The following is a 17395-nucleotide window of genomic DNA, read 5'->3' as shown; positions in this document are numbered from 1 at the left end:
CCCGCATCATTCGCTCAGTTCTCGGTCCAGCAGTCCGAACAGCTCATCATCGGACGCTGAATCCATTCCAAAGGTCGGTCCCCCATCGGCCGCGCCGTCGCGGCCCAGCGCGTCGAGGGCCTCCTTGAGCGCGCGCACCAGCCCGGCCCTGCGTTCCTCGTCACGGCCGGCGTCCGACACCCAGCCCGCCAGCACCGCGGTGTCGAACCCCGGTCCGCCGAGCTCGCACCGGTCCAGCAGGTGCTCGGTCAGCGCCCGCACGGTCGGGTGGTCGAACAACACGGTCGCGGGCAGCCGCTCGCCGAGATCGGAGCTCAGCCGGTTGCGCAGCTCGATCGCGGTGAGCGAGTCCAGGCCCGCGTCGAAGAGGCCGCGGTCGTCGGGCACCGCCGCCGCGCTCGCGAGCCCGAGCACCTCCGCCACCCGGCCGGTGACCACCTCGTGCACCAGCGTGCGCGCACCCGCCTCCGGCATCCCGGCGACCCGCTGCGGCAACGGCACGGCCGCCGCCACCGGAGCCGGCCGGGCCGGGACCAGGTCCGCGAGCACCGCGGGCGGCGTACCCGACCGGCGGGCGAGTGCCGCCTGGTCGAACCAGGCCGGCACCAGCAGCGCCCGGCCGCTCGCGAGCGACCGGTCCAGCAGCTCCAGCCCCGCCGCCACCGGCAGCGCGCGGACGCCGAGACGGTCCAGCCTGGCCCGGGACGCGCCGTCCAGCTCGGCGGCCATGCCGGCGTCGGGACCCGTCTCCCACAGTCCCCACGCCAGCGAGGTCCCCGGCAGGCCCTCGGCACGCCGCCGCTGGGCGAGCGCGTCCAGGAAGGCGTTGCCGGCCGCGTACCCCGCCTGCCCGGCGTTGCCCAGCACACCGGCCACCGACGAGTAGAGCACGAACGCCGTCAGTGGCAGGCCGGAGGTGAGGCGGTGCAGATTCCAGGCCGCGTCGACCTTGGGCCGCAGCACCCGGTCGAGCCGGTCGGACGTGAGGTTCTCCAGCACCGCGTCGTCGAGGGCGCCCGCCGCATGGAACACGGCGGTGAGCGGATGCCTGGAGCCGATGCCCGAGATCAGAGTCTCGACCGCGGCGGCGTCGGCGAGGTCACAGGCGGCGACCTCCACCTCCGCGTCGCCGGCGAGCAGTTCGGCGAGAGCCGGCAGCGCCGGGTCCGCGGCGCCGCGCCGGCTGACCAGCAGGAGCCTGCGGGCGCCGTGCACGGCGACCAGCCGCTGGGCCGTCGCGGCCCCGAGCGCGCCGCCGGCCCCGGTGACCAGGACCGTCCCCGTGCCGAGGTCCGGTGGCCCGGCGGGGGCACCGGTCACGACCCGCAGGCGCGGCCGGAAAACCTTGCCCGCGCGGACGGCGGCCTGGCCGGGTCGCGTGGCGGCCAGCCCCGGCAGCAGCGCCGCGGACTCGGCGTGGCCGTCGACGTCCACGATGCTGACGCGTTCGGGCTGTTCGTGCTGCGCGGTCCTGACCAGGCCCCACAGCGCCGCCTCGGCGAGCCCGGGGAGCCGGTCGGTGTCATCGACCGCGACCGCGCCGCGCGTGACCACGACCAGGTGGGCCCGTTCGGGGAGCGTGAGGATCAGGTCCCGGACCACCTCGATCCCGGCGCGGACGGCGGCTGCCGGCTCGTGGTCCGGGCCGGACGCGACCGTGGCGACGACAAGGTCTTCGGAGCCGTCCAGCGCGCGTACGACCGGGAACGGCAGTGCCAGATCATCGGTGCCCGGCGTCCGGGTGCCGGCGCCGAGAACGAGCGACACCGCGTGCCCTGCCCATGGACCGTCCGCGTGCGCCGCTGCGACCCAGCCCAGCTCGTACGGCTCCACCTTGACCGCACGCCTGGCCGTCAGCTCCGACAGCGCGGCGGCCTCCACGGCACGCAGCCGTACCTCGTCCACCGAGAACACCGGCAGACCGCCGGCATCGATCGCCTCCAGCGCGAACGCCCGTTCTCCGGTGAGGCGGATCTTGACCCGCAACGGCCCGGTGGGCGTGCCGTGCAGGCGTATGCCCTGCCAGCCGTACGGGACGTCGATCCCGGCCTGCTGTGGCGCATCGAGCACACCCGTGAGCCACGAATGAAGCGTCGCGTCGAGCAGGCCGGGGACGAGGTCGCCGCCCGTGTCCACTTCGGCGAACAGCTCGTCCTCCGAGCGCCAGAGCTCGCGCACTCCCTGGAACGCGGGGCCATAGTCGTACCCGCGGTCGGCCAAGCGCGCGTAGAGATCCGCGACGTCGACCGCTTCGGCGCTGGAGGGCCGCGAGCCATGCCAGGTGGGCGCCGGCCCGGGATCGGTTCCGAGCGTGGCCTCGGCGTGCAGTGCCCACTCGCCGGCGCCCGCCGGCCGGACGTGCACCCGCACCGCCGTGCCGGCCACGGTCACCCGCAGCCGAACGTCCTCGTCCTCTGGCACCGGGACGGGCGCGTGGAGCGTCAGTTCCGCCACGGTCTCGCCGCCGTGCCGGGCGGCGAGCCACCCCAGCAGGTCGACCAGCGCGGTGGCGGGCAGCACGGGCACGCCCCGCAGCGCGTGGTCGGCGAGCCACGGCGAACGCCGGTGCGACAGCACGCCGGTGTAGACCGTGCTCGCCTCGCCCGGGACGTCGATCGAGGCGGCCAGCAGCGGATGGTCAGGCTCGTCCGCCCCGATGCCCGCCGCGGTCGCGTCCCCGGCCGGGGGCGGCAGCCACAGCCGTTCGCGATGGAAGGGGTAGGTGGGAAGCGGGACGATGCGAGAGCCGCCGCCGATGAGTTCCCGCCAGTCCCATCCGACGCCGGCGAGGAAGGCCCGCGCCACGAAGGCCCAGAGCGCCGCCAGATCGTCGCGCCTGCGGTCGAGCGCCGCCATCGCGACGCCGTCGTCACCGAGGTCGCACTGCCGCACCATCGCGGTCAGCGCGGCGTCCGGGCCGACCTCCAGGAAGCGGACCGCGCCGAGCTCGCGCAGCCGTCCGACCGCATCGGCGAACCGCACACCGCCGCGCACCTGCTCGACCCAGTGCGCCGCCGAGCCCAGGCTCTCCGCGCCGGCCTCGCGCCCGGTCAGCGTGGACACCACGGTCCGGCTCGGATCGGCGGCGGCGAGCTCGCCGAGTTCGGCACGGAAGGCGTCGAGCATCGGGTCCATGTGCGCCGAGTGGAACGCGTGGCTCACCGTGAGGCGGCGCACGCGGTGCCCGCGCCCGGCGAGGACGGCCAGCAGTTCCTCGACGGCGTCGGCGTCCCCGGAGAGCACCACGGAGCCGGGCGCGTTCACCGCGGCGATGTCCACGCCCTTCCCGGTCTCGGCGACGAGCCGCGCCACCGTCTCCGCGTCGGCCTGGACGGCGGCCATGAGGCCGCCTTCCGGCAGTTCCTGCATCAACCGCCCGCGAGTGGCGACCAGCGCCGCCGCGTCGCCGAGGCTCAGCGCGCCGCTGAGGTGAGCGGCGGCGATCTCGCCGATCGAGTGGCCCGCGAGCAGCTCCGCGGCCAGGCCCCACGACTCCAGCAGGCGGAAGAGCGCCACCTCCACCGCGAAGAGCGCGGCCTGGGTGCCGCGCGTCCGGTCGATCGCGCCCTCCGGCGCCGCACCCGACGCGATCGCCGCGACGTCGGGTCCCGCCACCGCGCGGAACTGCGCGCAGACCTCGTCGAACGCCCTCGCGTACACCGGGAACGCCTCGTACAGCCGGATGCCCATCCCCACGCGCTGGCTGCCCTGTCCGGTGAACAACACCGCGGTCTTCCCGCGCACCGGTGAACCGGTGAACACCGCGGGGAAGGAGCCCGCCGGCGTGGAGGTGCCCTCGATCAGGTGGTCGAGCCCGTCGAGAAGCTCGGCCCGGTCGCGACCGAGGACGACGCCCCGCCGGTCGAACGCGGTCCGCGTGGTCGCCAGCGACAGGGCGACGTCGCCTACCCGGAGCCGGGGGTCGGCGAGCACATGCTCCTTGAGCCGAATGGCCTGCTCCCGGAGCGCGGCCGGGGTGCGGGCGCTGAGCACCCACGGCACCACCCGATCACCGGCGGACCCGGCGTCGGCCTCGGGCGCCGGGTCCGATTCGGGCGCCGGGTCCAGTTCGGGCACCGGGTCCGGATCGGGCGCCGGACCGACCTGCTCCAGAATCACGTGGGCGTTGGTGCCGCTGATGCCGAACGAGGACACGGCCGCGCGCCTCGGCCCGGGCGTGTCCGGCCACGGGCTGAGCCCGGTGGGCACCGCGACGGACCCGGCAGACCAGTCCACATGGCCGGAGAGCCGCTCGGCGTGGAGCGTGCCGGGCACCTGACCGTGCCGCATCGCGAGCACCATCTTGATGATCCCGGCGGCGCCCGCGGCCGCCTGGGTGTGTCCCAGGTTGGATTTCACCGATCCCATCAGCAGCGGGGCACGGTCGTCGCGGTCGGCGCCATAGGTGTTCAGCACCGCCCCCGCCTCGATGGGGTCGCCGAGCGTCGTTCCGGTGCCGTGGGCCTCCAGCACGTCCACGTCGGCGGCGCGCAGCCCCGCGCCGCGCAGGGCACCGCGGATGACCCGTTCCTGGGCCGGGCCGTTGGGCGCGGTGAGCCCGTTGCTCGCACCGTCCTGGTTGACCGCGGAGCCGCGGACGACCGCCAGCACGCGGTGCCCGTTGCGGCGGGCGTCCGACAGCCGTTCCAGCACCAGCAGTCCCGCCCCCTCGGCCCAGGCGGTGCCGTCCGCGGCGGCGGAGAACGGCTTGCAACGGCCGTCCGGCGCCAGCCCGCGCTGGCGGCTGAACTCGATGAACGTGGCCGGGCTCGCCATGACGGTCGCGCCGCCCGCCAGGGCGAGCGAGCACTCGCCGAGCCGCAGCGACTGCGCCGCCTGGTGCACGGCGACGAGCGAGGACGAGCACGCCGTGTCCACGGTGACGGCCGGCCCCTCCAGGCCGAGGCTGTAGGAGATCCGGCCGGAGGCGACGCTGCCCGCGCTGCCGCTGACCAGGTAACCCTCCAGTTCCCCGGCCGCGCCGCGGCGCTGGTGCAGCCGGGCGCCGTAGTCGGAGTACATGACGCCGACGAAGACGCCGGTCTGGCTGCCGCGCAACGTGGCCGGGTCGATGTACGCGTCCTCGGCGGCCTCCCACGCGGTCTGCAGGAGCAGGCGCTGCTGCGGGTCGATCGCCAGCGCCTCGCGCGGGCTGATGCCGAAGAACTCGGGGTCGAACTCCGCGGCGTCGTGCAGGAAGCCGCCATGACGAGTGGAGGAGGTACCGGACCGCTCGGGGTCCGGATCGAACAGATCCAGGTCCCAGCCACGGTCGGCGGGAAACTCGGAGATGGCGTCGGAGCCCTCGGCGAGCAGCTCCCAGAGTGCGGCGGGAGTACGGACTCCGCCGGGGAAGCGACACGCCATTCCCACGATGGCGATCGGATCGTCCGCAGCGCCGGCCGGCTCCTGTTCCGCGTCCTGATCCGCGCCCGGGTCCGTGATCTCCGCCGCGCGCGTCCGGCCCCCCGCCCGGTCCTCGACGAAGCGGATCAGTGCGGCCGGGTTGGGATGATCGAAGACGACCGTGCCGGGCAGCCGGACGCCGAGCCGGTCACTCAGCAGGTTGCGCAGCTCCACCGCGGTCAGCGAGTCGAAGCCGATCTCGCTGAACGCCCGCTCCGGGTCGATCTCGGTCGCGCTCGCATGGCCCAGCACCGCCGCGATCGATTCGAGCACGAGCCCGCTCGTGTCGGCCGGGGAGACGGGCACGGGCGCGGGCACGGGCCGTGCCGTGGGGCGGGGGCGGCGACGGCGTTCCGCGGCACGCAGGTCCAGGCGCGCCGCCACCAACGCCGTCGCGTCGGACCGGATCGCCCGGTCGAACAGCGCGAGCCCGTCGGTGCCGCTCATCGGCCTGATCCCGGCCTGGCCGAGCCTGGCGATGTCACGGTCGGTCAGCTCGGCGGCCAGACCCGCGCCGATGTCCCACAGCCCCCAGTGGACGGTCAGCGCGGGCCGCCCGGACAGCCGCCGGCCGTGCGCGATCGCCTCAAGGGCGGCGTTGGCGGCACAGTAGTTGCCCTGCCCGGCGGTGCCGACGACCGCGGCGACCGAGCCGAACAGCACGAACGCGTCCAGCCCGTGGTCACGGGTCAGCTCGTCCAGGTTGCGCGCGGCGACCGCCTTGGTCGCGACCACCCGGCGCAGCGCCTCGGCGGAGAGCCGCTCGACGACCGCGTCGTCGGTCACGCCGGCGGCGTGCACCACCCCGGTGAGCGGCCCGTCGAGCTCCGCCAGGAGGTCGGCGAGCGCGGTCCTGACGACCGGATCACAGGCACGGACGGTGACTCGTGCGCCGAGGGCGGTCAGCTCCGCCACGGTGCGCGCGGCCTCGGGGTGCCGGTCGCCCCGGCGGCCGGCCAGCAGCAGGTTCCGCACGCCGTGCCGCGTGACGAGATGACGGGCGATCTCCCGGCCGAGCGCGCCGGTGCCACCGGTGATCAGGACCGTGCCGCCCGCGGCGCTGCGCGGCCAGGACGGCTCTTCGGCCACCGGCTCGGCCTCGTTCACCAGGCGGGGAACCCGGAGCGTGTCACCGCGCACCATCGCCTCGGGCAGCCGGGCGCCGATCGCCGCCAGGAGTTCGGCCTGCGCGCCGCCGTCCGCGTCCAGGAGCGAGAACCGCCCGGGGTGCTCAGCCTGTGCCGCCCGCACCAGGCCCCACACCGCGGCGGCCGACGATCGCATGGGCTCGTGCTCGTCGACGGCGAGGCCGTGTGTGACGATCACCAGGCGGTCTCCCGCGCCGTCCTCGCCCTCCGTGCCGGCCAGCCATTCCTGAACGGCGCGGCGCGCGGCCTCGGCCCCGGCCAGCGGGTCGTCGGCGTCCGCGCGGAGGTCGAGCAGCGTGGCACCGGCCGCCTTCGAGCCGGGGACAGGGGCGGGCACGGTCTCCCAGCGCAGCCGGTAGAGCCCGGCGGCGGAGGGCAGCGGGCGCAGCCGCAGACGCTCGATGGTCAGCACCGGGTGCCCGTCGTCGCCGATCACGTCGGCGCGGTAGGCGTCGGCTCCGGCGGGTGTGAGCCGCGCCCTGACGCGGGTGGCGCCCGCGGCGTGCAGCCGCACCCCGTCCAGGGAGTACGGTACGCGGCGCGGGCCGTCGATCCCGTCCAGCGACAACACGTGCAGGACGGCGTCGAGCAGCGCCGGGTGCAGGCCGTATCGCGTGACCTCGGGTTGCAGGTCGGCGGGCAGTTCGGCCTCGGCGAAGAGCGTCTCGCCCTCACGCCAGGCGATGGCCAGGGCCTGGAAGGCGGGACCGTACTCATAACCGTGGTCGGCCAGCAGCCGGTAGGTCTCCTCGACGCCTCCCGCGTCGACCCTTGCCGCCGCTCGTGCGGGCGGCGTGGTCGTCGCCGGCGCGATCTCGCTCGTGGCGAGAACGGCGGTGACATGGACGGTCCACTGCTCGCCGGCGGCGTTGCTCCGTACGGTGAGCTCCCCGTCGCCGGACACCGTCGCCTGCAGCCTGACCTCGGCCGTCTCATCGAGCTCCACGGGCACGTGCACGACGAAGTCGGTCAGCGTGGGACGGCCGGCGGCCACGCCGACCGCGAGCGCGAGATCGACCAACGCGGCCGCCGGGACGAGCACGCGGCCGTCGATGCGGTGGTCGCCGAGCCACGGGTGCCGCCGTACCGACAGCACGCCGGTGTAGAGGCGGCCTCCGGCATCCGGCAGCTCGGCAGCGGCGGCGAGCAGCGGATGCGGCGAGCCGTCCAGCCCGTAGGAGTCCGGCCGTCCGCCGTCGTCGGGTTGCCGGAGCCAGTACCGCCGCGTCTCGAAGGGATAGGTGGGCAGGTCGACGAGGCGGGCGGACGGGAACAGCGGTTCGAAGTCGACCGGTACACCGGCCACGTGCAGCCGGGACAGCGCGTGCCGGACGGTGCCCCGCTCGTCCTTGCCCGGCCGCAGCAACGGCACTGCGAGCACCCCGTCGGCGGTCTCCTGCGCCATCGCGGCGAGCGAGCCGTCCGGTCCCAGCTCGGCGAACCGCGTCACCCCGGCGTCGTGGGCGGCGCGGACCGCGCCTGCGAACCGGACCGGACCGCGCAGCTGCGCGACCCAGTACTCGGGTGTGGACATCTCCAGCTCGCCGGACAGCGCTCCGGTCGCCGTCGAGATGATCGGGATTTCGGGCGCGGCGAAGGTCAGACCGGACACGACGGCGCGGAACTCGTCCAGGACCTCGTCCATGTGCGGGGAATGGAACGCGTGGCTGACCTTCAACCGGGTCGCCCGGTGTCCGGCCTTCTTCCAATCGGCGACGAGGGCGTCGATCGTTTCCGCGTCACCGGAGAGGACGGCGGCCGCGGGGCCGTTGATCGCGGCGATCTCCACGGCGCCGTCGGTGGGCGCGACCAGTTCGGCCGCCTGTGACTCGGTGGCGGCGAAGGCGGCCATCGCGCCGCCCGTCCGTGCGGACTGCATCAGCCTGCCCCGCGCGGCGACCAGCGTACAGGCGTCCTCCAGATCGAAGATTCCCGCGATGTGCGCGGCGGCCAGCTCACCGATGGAGTGGCCGATGAGAAAGTCGGGCCGCAGACCATGGGCCGTCGCGAGCCGGTGGAGGGCCACTTCGACCGCGAACAGCGCGGGCTGGGCGTATCGGGTCTCCCGCAGCCGTTCCGGCGCCTCCGCGAGCAACTCGCGAAGGCCGATGCCGAGCAGGGGTTCCAGGTGGATCCCGACCTCGGCGAAGGCATCGGTGTAGGCGCCCCCGGCCGCCAGCAGCTCCGTGCCCATCCCGATCCGCTGGGCGCCCTGCCCGGAGAACAGGAACGCGAGCCGCTGGTCGGAAGCCGCGCGCCCAGTCAGCACACCAGGATGCCCTTCACCGTCCCGCAGCGCCGCCAGCGCGGCGGGGAGCTCGGCGTCGGCGTCGATGACGGCCCGGTACTCGAATGGTGTTCGCCGGGCGAGGGTGCAGGCGATGTCGCGCGTGTCGGGTGCCGCGTCCGAAGCGAGGACCTTGTGCAACGCCGCGGCCTGCGACCGCAGCGCGGTCTCGGTCTTCGCCGACAGCACCAGTGGTGCCGGGCCGCCCTGGTCACTGGGACGGTCTGGCTCGGCGGGGGGTTGCTGGAGGATGACGTGGGTGTTGGTGCCACTGATCCCGAACGAGGACACCGCCGCCCGCCGCGGCCTGCCACGATCAGGCCACACCCGCCGCCGATCCAGCAACCGCACCCCCGACCCCTCCCACCGCACATGCGGCGACGGCGTCTCAGCATGCAACGTCCGCGGCAACACCCCATGCCGCAGCGCCATCACCATCTTGATGACCCCACCCACCCCCGCAGCCGCCTGAGCATGCCCCAAATTGGACTTCAACGACCCCAACCACAATGGCTCCCCCCGCCCACCCCCATACACATTGATCAACGCCTGCGCCTCGATCGGATCACCCAACCGCGTCCCCGTCCCATGCCCCTCCACCACATCCACATCACCCGCCACCAACCCCGCATCACCCAACGCCCGCACCATCACCCGCTCCTGCGCCCGCCCACTCGGCGCCGTCAACCCATTACTCGCCCCGTCCTGATTCACCGCCGAACCCGCCACCACCGCCAACACCCGATGCCCCAACCCACGAGCCCGCGACAACCGCTCAACCACCACCACCCCCACACCCTCAGCCCACCCCGTCCCATCAGCCCCAGCCCCAAACGCCCGACACCGCCCATCCACCGACAACCCACGCTGCCGCGAAAACTCCACAAACATCCCCGGCGACGCCATCACCGCCACCCCACCCGCCAACGCCAGCGAACACTCCCCCGAACGCACCGCACGCACCGCCAAATCCAACGCCACCAACGACGACGAACACGCCGTATCCACCGTCAACGCCGGACCACCCAAACCCAACACATAAGCAATCCGACCCGACGCCACACTGATGCTGCCGCCCGTGAGGAGATAGCCGTCGGCGCCACCGCCGCCTTCGTGCAACCGGGGTGTGTAGTCCGATGCCGTCGCCCCGATGAAGACACCGGTGTCACTGCCCCTCAGCGAGAGCGGATCGATCCCGGCTCGTTCCAACGCCTCCCAGGAGGTCTGCAGGAGCAGCCGCTGCTGCGGATCGATGGCCAGGGCCTCACGGGGGCTGATGCCGAAGAACTCGGCGTCGAACTCGGCGGCGTCGTGGAGGAAGCCGCCGTACCGCGTGTAGGAGGTCCCCGGACGTTCAGGGTCCGGGTCGAACAACGCGTCCAGATCCCAGCCCCGGTCGCCCGGGAACTCCCCGATCGCGTCGGCGCCCGACGCGACCAGGTCCCACAGGTCGTCCGGCGAGGCCACCCCGCCCGGGTACCGGCAGCCCATGCCCACGATCACCACCGGATCACCGTCGTCGCGGCGCACCACGACCTCGGTCTCCGTGGTCGCCCCCCGTAGGTGGCCGGTGAGCGCGGCGGTGCTCGGGTGGCTGAACAACGTGGCGGTCGGCAGGTCGACGCCCACCGCGGCACCGAGGCGGTCGCGCAGCTCGACCATGCCGAGCGAGTCGAGGCCGAGGTCCTTGAACGTGGCGTCCCGGTCGACGCGTGCCGGGTCGGCGAACCCGAGCACGGCCGCCACCTCGTCGAGGACGAGGCGTTCCACGTCGATATCGGAGGCGGCGGGTGCGAGCGCGGCCGAGGTCGTGCCGGCGCGACCGGACGCGGAGGGAGCGGGGGCGCTTGTGACCGGCTGGGCGCCGACCTGCCCGCTTTCCACCGGCGTGGTGTCCAGCCAGTACCGTTCCCGCTGGAACGGATAGGTGGGCAGAGCGACACGAGGGCCACCGGGCGGGAACACCGTGTCCCAGTCGAGCTCCGTGCCCGCCGTGAAGAGACCGCCGACCGCACGTGCGACGTCGTCGTCCTTGCCGAGCAGGGGAACGAACGACGCGGACCGTCCGAGCATCTCCCGGCCGAGGCCGCTCAGAGCGGCGCCTGGGCCCGCCTCCACGAACGTGCCCGCACCGAGATCGGACAACCGCCGCAGCCCGTCGGCGAACCGTACCGGCTGCCGGGCGTGCGCGACCCAGTAGTCCGGGTCGGTGGTCTCGACGGCCTGGCCGGTGACGGTGGACACGAACGGGATCCGGGCTCTCCCGAACGACAGCCCTTCCAGTACCGATCGGAATTCGGCCAGCATCGGATCCATCAGCGGGGAGTGGAACGCGTGGCTCACCACCAGCCGCCGGCTCCGGAGCCCGCGTTCGGCGGCGCGCGCCGCGATGCCGTCCAGGGCGCGGCTCTCCCCGGAGACGACCACCGCGGCCGGCCCGTTGACGGCGGCGATCGCGGCGACGCCCCCGGCTCCGGCGACCAGCTCCGCGACCTCGTGTTCTCCCGCGGCGACCGCCAGCATGTGACCGCCCTCGGCCAGGTCCCCCATCAGCCGGCCCCGTGCCACGATCAGCTCCGCCGCGGCCGGCAGGTCCAGGATGCCCGCCACGTGCGCGGCGGCGACCTCACCGATGGAGTGGCCGGCCACGAAGGACGGCTTCACGCCCAGCGCCGAGAGCAGCCGGAAGCAGGCCACCTCGATCGCGAAGAGCGCGGGCTGCGTGAAGGCCGTCCGGTCGAGCAGTGCCGGCCGGCCCGCTTGCTCGCCGGCCCAGACGACCTCGCGGACCGGGCGTGGCAGGCGGGCGTCGAGCGCCTCCGCCACCTCGTCGAACGCCGCGCGCCAGGCGGCGAACTCCTGGTAGGCCCGCAGGCCCATGCCAGGACGCTGGCTGCCCTGCCCCGGGAAGAGCACCGCCAGCGGCGCGGCGGCGGCTCGTCCCCTGGCGACACCGGCGGCCGGACGCCCGTCCGCCAGCGCCTCCAGACCCGTGCGCACATCTCCGGTGACGGCCGCGCGCTCGGCGAACGCGGCGCGGTCCGTGGCCAGCGCACGGGCGAGGCCGTCGGGAACATCACCGTGTTCGGCCAGGAGGTCGCGGAGCGCCGCCGCCTGGTCCCGCAGCGCGGGTTCGGTCCTGGCACTGAGCACCAGCGGTGTCGCCGGACCCGGCGCCGGCGGTGGGTCGCCCGGCTCCGGCGGTCCGGGAGGTTCCGCGACCACCAGATGGCAGTTGGTGCCGCCCATGCCGAACGAGCTGACCCCGGCGACCAGACGCCGGTCCCCGCGTGGCCACGCCCCACCCCGGTCCCGTACCGAGAGCCGCCATCCGTCCAGGTCGATGGCCGGATTGGGCTCGGCGTAGTTCAGGCTGGCGGGTAGCGCGCGTTCGGCGACGCTGAGCACGGTCTTCAGCAGGCCCGTGATCCCGGCCGCGCCTTCCAGGTGCCCGACGTTGGTCTTGACGGACCCGACCTCCAGGACCGGACCGGTGTCCCGCGCGAGCCCGAGTGCGCGCGCCTCCACCGGGTCGCCGACCGGCGTCCCGGTGCCGTGCAGCTCGACGTACTGAACGTCGGCGGGTGTCACCCCGGCCGCCCGCCAGGCGCGCCGGAGCACCGCGGCCTGCGCCTCCGCGCTGGGCACGGTGAGGCCATCGGTCGTGCCGTCGTTGTTGACCGCGCCGCCGAGCAGAACGGCGTAGACGGGGTCACCGTCCTCGACCGCCGCGTCCAGCGGCTTGAGCAGGACCAGCCCGGCTCCTTCGCCACGGACGTATCCGTTGGCCCGGCTGTCGAAGGTATGGCATCGCCCGTCCGGGGACAGCCCGCCGAAGCGCGCGACGGCGGTGGTGCCGTGGGGGTCGACGATCAGGTTCACGCCGCCCGCCACCGCGAGCCCGGACTCGCCGCGCCGCAGGCTTTCGCACGCGAGGTGCACGGCGACCAGCGACGAGGACTGGGCGGTGTCGACCGCGATGCTCGGCCCGCGCAGGCCGAGGGTGTAGGAGACGCGGTTGGCGATCATGCCCCGGGTCGTCCCGGTGAGCGTGTGCCGCCCGATCCCGGCGGGCCGCGACAGCGCGGCGTACTCGTCGGCGATGGAGCCGACGAACACGCCGGTCGCGGTGCCGTGCAGCGAGGCCGGCACCACCCCGGCGTCCTCCAGAACCTCCCAGGCCAGCTCCAGGACGAGCCGCTGCTGCGGGTCCATGGCCGCCGCCTCACGCGGCGAGATCCCGAAGAACTCCGGATCGAACGTGTCGATGGCCTCCAGGTAACCGCCGTACCGGATGCCCGGTTCGTCCCGCACGGCGGCCGCCGTGGCGTGCCGTTCGGCGGGCGGCTCGCCCACGGCACTGCGTCCTTCGCTCAGCAGCCGCCACAACGCCCGCGGACTCGGTGCTCCGGGGAGGCGGCACGCCAGCCCGATCACCGCGATCGGCCACGCCGCCCGCTCGTCCTCGCCGTTCAACCGTGCCTCACTCTCGTTCACGAGATGCCGAGCCCCGCCCGTACGGCGTCCGCCACGTCGGCCAGCCGGGGTGTCAGGTAGAAGTGGTCACCGGGAAAGACCCGGAACCGGAACCGGCCGGCGGTGTGATCGCGCCACCGCGCCACCTCGACCGGGTTCGCCACCGGATCGTCCGACCCGGCCAGCGCGATGATCGGACAGCCGATCCGGGTCCCGGGCACGGCCGTATACGCCCGCAGCGCCCGGTAGTCGGCCCGCAGCGCCGGCATGACCAGCTCGCGCAGGTCCGCGCTCTCCAGCAGCGCACGAGAGGTCCCGCCGAGCCGGAGCACCGTCTCGATCAGCGACTCGTCGCTGCGGAGGACGGCCGGATCGACCCGCGACGACCCCGGGGTGCGGCCTCCCGAGACGAACAGCACGTCCGGGGTGTGACCCAGGCCCCGCTCGCCCAGCAGCGCCGCCTCGTAGGCCACCAGCGAGCCCATGCTGTGACCGAAGAACGCCAGCGGCGCGATCCCGGGCCCGTCCTCGGCGATCGCCGCCGCCGTCCGTCGGGCGAGCTCCCGCAGGTCCTCCAGAGGTGGTTCCCCGCGCCGGTCGAGCCGCCCGGGATACTGCACCGCCAGCACCCGTACCGCCGGGGCGAGGGCTTCGGCCAAGGGCGCGAAGAAGCCCGCGGACCCACCCGCGTGCGGAAAGCAGACCACCGTCGGCGCACCGGCGTCGGCCGGGAAGCCCTGCCGCAGCCAGTCGCTGCGGATCGAGACGGCCGGCCCGGCGGTGGATGTCCCGGTCCAGGTCATCGGACCTTCTCCGCCCTGGCCGCCGCCAGCGCACCGGTGAGCGCGGCCTTCACGCGCAGGTCGGCGCCCGGCCGCATCTCCTGCACCGCGAGCAGGCTCCACACGCGGGTCTCGGTCAGGTGCGCGGGGGCGCCGTGCACGTCGTCGTGTTCGAGCAGCCGCAGGTCGCGAACACAGCGCTTGAGGAGGGCGGTGTCCCCCGGTGGGATGATCTCGTCCCGGCGCGCCGTCACGGCGGCGAACGGCACGTCCAGCGCCCGCAGCCGCTCCTCGTCCAGCGCCCAGTCCCGGACGTGGTCGAACACTCCGTCGGACGGCACGCCGGTGAGGTGCGCCAGCGTGTCCCGGGTGACCTTCGGCACCCGCCGCTGCCACGCGGCGTCGACGAAGAAGTCACGGATCGGCGGGCCGTTGCCGACCAGCCCGCGGATCCGCGGGTCGTGCAGCGCGGCCGTGATCGCCAGATGCCCGCTGAAGCTCAGCGCGAGCAGGTAGGTCTCGGCCACCCGTGCCCGGTCCGCGACCGCGTCGAGGATCGCCGGGAACAACCGCCAGGAGTCCCGGTCGTACAGCAGCGGGTTCTCGCCGACGCCGGGCAGTTCGGCCACCACGCTGGCCATCCCGAAGGCCGCGATCTGCGGCAGCACCGGCCCCCACTGCTCCTTGGGGCTCACGATGCCGCCGGTCATCACCAGCAGCGGGCGCGGCTCGGCGGCCGACAGGCCGGCGGACCACACCTTGACCTCAACGCCGCCGACCCGGACCCGCACCGCCTCGATTCCGGGCTGCTCGGCCTGCCGCCACCGGTCGAAAGCGTCGGTGCAACGGGCCAGCGCCCGCTTGCGGCCGGGTCCGTCCACGAACGGGAACCGGCCCATGTTGTAGAACTGGCAGGCCGCGAGCACCTCGCCCGCGGCGTCCAGCTCGGTCCCCGCCCGGACCCACTCGTACGCCCACGATCCCGGCTCGTCGCCCGTGTCGGTGCTGATCCGATCCAGCAGCGGAGCGTAGTGGTCGGCAGGCAGGGACTGCGAGATCGCATGCGCCATCACGAAGCGCTTCAGTTCATCCAGCTCGTTCATGGGGCGGTCTCCTCGTTCTCCAGCGCGTCCTTGATCTCGGTGAGCACATCGGCGGCCTCCGCCCCGTCGATCACCCGGTGGTCGAACGCCAGCGACAGGCGGAGCACCGGCGCGACCGCGACCGCACCGTGCCGGACGACCGGGCGGTCGGCGATGCGGCCGACGCCCAGGGTCACCGTGGTGCCGCCGACCGAGTGGAAGCCGTCCACCGCCCGGTGACCGAGTGAGGTGACGCTGAACGTGCCCGTGACGGCCGGCCTGAGTTCGAGCCGCCCGGCCGCCTCCCGGAACCGGTCCAGCGCCTGCTGCCAGGGGAGCCGCCGGAGGTTCCGAATCGCGGCGAACTCCTCCGCGGTGTCGGGGTCGGCGGCGATCGCCCGGTCGAGGTGGGCCTGGATGTCGTCCAGAGTCGCGCCGCCCAGCTCCGGGATCACGGTGGCGAGCACGACCCTGCGGCCGTCGAGGGTCTTGTCGAGGGTGACCTTCGCCGCGACGGTGTCATAGGCCGCGACGACCGGGTTCAGCCGTCCGTGGATGGCCGCGTTCGCCTCGGGATGCTTGGCCAGCACGCCCGCGGCGGCGTGCACGACATAGGACACGACCGACCGCCGGCGGCCCGCCGCCCGGGCCCGCTCCCGCCCGGCGGTGATCGCCGTCGCGTCGACTTCGGTGTCGAGGTACACCGGCGCGAAGTCGCGGATCTGGTCGAGGAAGAACAATGTGTGGCGGCGCTGTGTGGGAAAGGGTCGTGCGGTCAACGGGTCACCATTTCGTAAATCGTCTCCAAATCCGCCGCGTCCAGGAAGTCGGGCAATGACAACGCGCGGTCCACGCGCTTTTCGAGGAGCACGAGGATCGCCAGCAGCTGCACCGAATCCCAGCCGGGTAGTTCGTCGAGACCACGGGCCAGATCGGCCGTCTCGAGATCGAGTCCGATCTCGTCCCGGAGCAGCTCGACGAAACCGGCCCGGGTGAGCTCAGCGGCCAACGGGCTCACCCCCGCGCTCCAGGGCGATGCCCGCCTTGATCCACTTGCTCGACTCGATGGCCACCGCGATGGCCCGCGCGGACACCGCCATGTCGGCCAGCAGCCGGTCGAGCTGGAAGAAGAGCAGCGCGTTGCCGTTGTTGCCGGTCTCGCCGACGCAGGAGATCTCCTTGGCCGACGTGAAGTCCAGCCGTTTGGCGATCTTTTCGGTCATGGTGACCGACAGCTGGGGCGGCAGCAGATGGTCGACCTCATCGCGGGTCCAGCCGAGATCGTCCAGCAGCTCGTCGGCGGCCTCCTCGGCAAGGACGGGCACCAGCTCCTCGATGGCCTTGTAGTCCTCGCTGGCGGGCGGCCGCGCCGAGCCGCGGTCGGCCAGGCCGTACCACTCCAGAACCTGGCCCGGAGCCCGGTCGAGTCCCGTCAACCGGGTCAGCACCGCGCGGACCACCGGCGCCTCGGGCCGGTCCTCGGTGGTGAGGACGGCCGCTCCGGCACCATCACCGAACAGCACGTAGTTGACCAGTTCGCCGGACGGGAGCGCGCTCAGGTCCGCCGTCACGTCGTAGTGCTTGGCGATCACGTCCCCGCCGATCACCAGCGCACTCCGGTAGCGGCCGGTGCGCAGCAGCGAGACCGCCACGTCGAACGTCTGCACCGCGCCCGAGCACCCGGACTGGAGCTGGAAGGTGGGCACGCCGTCGATCCGCAGCCGGTCGGCGATCACGTTGACCGTGGCCGGCATCAGCTGGTCCGGAGTCGCAGTGCCGAGCACCACGACATCGACGTCCGCGGCCGAGACGCCCGCCCGCGCGAGCGCCACGTTCGCGGCGACGGCGCCGAGATCGGCCAGCGACTCGCGCGGGCGCCCCGACGCCAGATCGACAGCGAGATGGCGTGTTCTGGTACCGATGAAGGTCTCGACCCATTGCCGCCACAGCGTGTCCATCCCGAACCGGTCGGCCAGCGCGGCCGTGTCGATGGGAGGCCCGGGAAGTGCCGTCCCCACAGAGATGAGTCGGATCTGGCGATCCCGCACTGACGCACTCCTTTTCCGGCTGTTGCACCGGGTCGCGTTTTCGGCTTGCGGCGTTGTTCACCCGCATTGAAACGCTAAGGAATCCGTCTAAAGCAGGGCTAAGCCAAGCATCGGCGAATATGTCTGCGCCTTCAGCCTGGCTTTAGCGCGATGCAAAAGACTGGAC

6 protein-coding genes are annotated in these 17395 nt (G+C 73.6%); all 6 read right to left on the bottom strand.

Going from position 1 to position 17395, the window contains the following annotated elements:
• Window positions 1-6: 6 nt before the first annotated feature.
• The 6 genes from ABD333_RS08930 to ABD333_RS08905 are packed head-to-tail and all read right to left on the bottom strand — an operon-like array spanning window position 7 to window position 17229.
• Entirely contained in the window at window positions 7-13338 is a 13332-nt protein-coding gene (locus tag ABD333_RS08930; protein WP_344539523.1) for an SDR family NAD(P)-dependent oxidoreductase, read from the bottom strand.
• Window positions 13335-14120, bottom strand: coding sequence for a thioesterase II family protein (locus tag ABD333_RS08925; protein WP_344539521.1), 786 nt, complete (start codon window positions 14118-14120; stop codon window positions 13335-13337). Before ABD333_RS08925 ends, ABD333_RS08930 begins: the two co-directional genes overlap by 4 nt.
• On the bottom strand, window positions 14117-15202 hold the full coding sequence (locus ABD333_RS08920) for an alpha/beta fold hydrolase (protein WP_344539520.1): 1086 nt from the start codon (window positions 15200-15202) through the stop codon (window positions 14117-14119). Before ABD333_RS08920 ends, ABD333_RS08925 begins: the two co-directional genes overlap by 4 nt.
• Window positions 15199-15960, bottom strand: a complete 762-nt coding sequence (locus ABD333_RS08915; protein WP_344539519.1) for a 2-oxo acid dehydrogenase subunit E2 — start codon at window positions 15958-15960, stop codon at window positions 15199-15201. The genes ABD333_RS08920 and ABD333_RS08915 overlap by 4 nt, the downstream gene beginning before the upstream one ends.
• The gene (locus ABD333_RS08910) at window positions 15957-16190 is read right to left on the bottom strand and encodes a phosphopantetheine-binding protein (RefSeq protein ID WP_344539517.1); all 234 of its coding nucleotides are present in this window, start codon (window positions 16188-16190) and stop codon (window positions 15957-15959) included. The genes ABD333_RS08915 and ABD333_RS08910 overlap by 4 nt, the downstream gene beginning before the upstream one ends.
• A complete protein-coding gene (locus tag ABD333_RS08905; protein ID WP_344539515.1) occupies window positions 16180-17229 on the bottom strand; it encodes a 3-oxoacyl-ACP synthase III family protein in 1050 nt (349 codons plus the stop codon). Before ABD333_RS08905 ends, ABD333_RS08910 begins: the two co-directional genes overlap by 11 nt.
• Window positions 17230-17395 lie beyond the last annotated feature (166 nt).

Origin of the sequence: Actinomadura fulvescens, from assembly GCF_039533225.1 — a bacterium.
Classification (GTDB): domain Bacteria; phylum Actinomycetota; class Actinomycetes; order Streptosporangiales; family Streptosporangiaceae; genus Spirillospora; species Spirillospora fulvescens.
Note: the sequence above shows the minus strand (reverse complement) of the source record. Positions and strands in the feature narration are given on the sequence as shown.